Source organism: Pseudomonas sp. NFACC25, from assembly GCF_900100935.1.
In the GTDB taxonomy this organism is placed as follows: domain Bacteria; phylum Pseudomonadota; class Gammaproteobacteria; order Pseudomonadales; family Pseudomonadaceae; genus Aquipseudomonas; species Aquipseudomonas marginalis.
The window spans coordinates 1-2,042 of sequence record NZ_FMUC01000030.1 but is presented as its reverse complement, the minus strand read 5'-3'; the positions used below and the strand labels follow the sequence as shown (position 1 = coordinate 2,042).

Below are 2,042 nucleotides of genomic sequence, written 5' to 3'. Positions count from 1 at the left end.
GTAAGCGCTCCATGAACCCCACATTCAAAGTCACCATCTGATCCCCGATGCTGTGCTCCCGATTCCTTTCCGGAGCCAGCACCTCATGATGCGTCCCGACGCAAAAGTCGAAAAAGTCTATCTCTACCCCAAACCCGTCGACTTCCGAAAATCCATCGATGGCCTAGCCGCTCTGGTCGAACTGGACATTAAGGTCGCGGTGTTTGACCCGGTACTTTTCGTGTTCCTCAACAAGCCTCGAAACCGAGTGAAAATTTTGTATTGGGAGCGTAACGGTTTTTGCCTTTGGCTAAAGCGGCTGGAGTCCGAGCGCTTCAAAACATCGCCGGATTGTTCGGATGAAGCCATCGTGCTGACGGTTCAAGAACTCAACTGGTTATTGGATGGTTTTGATTTGTGGCGCAACCGCCCGCATCAAGTTTTGACGCCTCGATTTGTCGCCTGATTCGGTATAATCCAGGGCATGATTTCCATGCCCAAAGACCTTCCTGACGACCCTGCTTTGCTCAAGCAACTGCTTGAGCAAATGCTGAGTGAGCGCGAGTCGGATAAGGGCAAGATCGTTCATCTCGAAGAAGAAAACGCGTTGTTGCGTCAGCGCCTTTTCGGGCGTAAGTCAGAGCAGACAGCCGATCCCGCGACCCCGCAAATGGCCTTGTTCAACGAAGTTGAAAGCGTGGCCGAGTCTGTCGACGAAACGGTGGAAGAAGAGGTTGTCGCTCCGACCAAACATCGCGGTAAACGCAAGCCTCTGCCCGCCGATCTTCCGCGCATCGACGTCATCCACGAACTGCCCGAGCACGAACTGACCTGCGCCTGCGGTTGCCGCAAGCACACCATTGGTGAGGAAATCAGCGAGCAGCTGGAGATCGTGCCGATGCAAATCCGTGTGATCAAACATGTCCGCAAGATCTACGGTTGCCGCGATTGCGAGACCGCACCGGTTACCGCGGACAAGCCCGCTCAACTGATTGAAAAAAGCATGGCCAGCCCAAGTGTCCTGGCGATGCTGCTGACGACCAAATACGTCGATGGCTTACCGCTTCACCGCTTCGAAAAAGTGCTGGGCCGCCACGGTATCGATATCCCACGCCAGACCTTGGCGCGCTGGGTTATCCAGTGCGGCGAACACCTGCAACCCTTGCTCAACTTGATGCGGGATCGACTGCTGGGAAGTCGCGTCATCCACTGCGACGAAACGCGTGTACAGGTGATGAAAGAGCCTGATCGAGAGCCGACCAGTCAATCCTGGATGTGGGTGCAAACCGGCGGACCGCCTAATCAGCCTGTGATCCTTTTTGACTACTCGACCAGCCGGGCGCAGGAGGTTCCGTCGCGCCTGCTCGAAGGTTATCGCGGCTACCTGATGACCGACGATTATGTTGGTTACAACGCCTTGGGCGCGCAGTCCGGTGTCGAACGTTTAGGCTGTTGGGCCCATGCACGACGCAAGTTTGTCGAGGCGCAAAAGGTGCAGCCTAAAGGTAAAACCGGGCGTGCCGATATCGCCCTGAATCTGATCAACAAGCTGTACGGTATCGAGCGAGATTTAAAAGAAGTCGGCGATGAACATCGCCACGAAAGCCGACAGCAAAACAGCTTGCCGGTGTTGGCCCAATTGCAAACATGGTTGGAGAAAACCCAGCCACAAGTGACGGCGCAAAATGCACTGGGCAAAGCCATCAGCTACTTGGCCAGCAACTGGATCAAGTTGGTGCGCTACACCGAAGCCGGATATTTGCCGATCGACAACAATGCGGCCGAGCGTGCGATCCGGCCCTTCGTGATCGGGCGCAAGAACTGGCTGTTCAGCGACACGCCCAAAGGCGCGACGGCCAGCGCTCAACTTTACAGTTTGGTCGAGACGGCTAAAGCCAACGGCCAAGAGCCCTATGCGTGGCTGCGCCACGCCCTTGAGCGCCTGCCACAGGCAACCTCGGTTGAAGATTACGAAGCCTTGCTGCCGTGGAACTGTTCGCCCGCATCGCCTAGCTAAGCGCGCCGCCTATTTTTGAACAGGTGGGGTTTATGGAGCGCTTACG

The 2,042-nt window shown here is 56.0% G+C and carries 2 protein-coding genes; both read left to right on the top strand.

Going from position 1 to position 2,042, the window contains the following annotated elements; translation table 11 throughout:
- Positions 1–85: 85 nt before the first annotated feature.
- Positions 86–445: an IS66 family insertion sequence element accessory protein TnpB gene (gene tnpB, locus BLQ09_RS30830; protein WP_019412232.1), complete on the top strand. Its 360-nt coding sequence runs from the start codon at positions 86–88 to the stop codon at positions 443–445.
- 18 nt (positions 446–463) lie between these two features.
- Positions 464–1,996, top strand: a complete 1,533-nt coding sequence (locus BLQ09_RS30825) for an IS66 family transposase (RefSeq protein WP_092359833.1) — start codon at positions 464–466, stop codon at positions 1,994–1,996.
- Positions 1,997–2,042 lie beyond the last annotated feature (46 nt).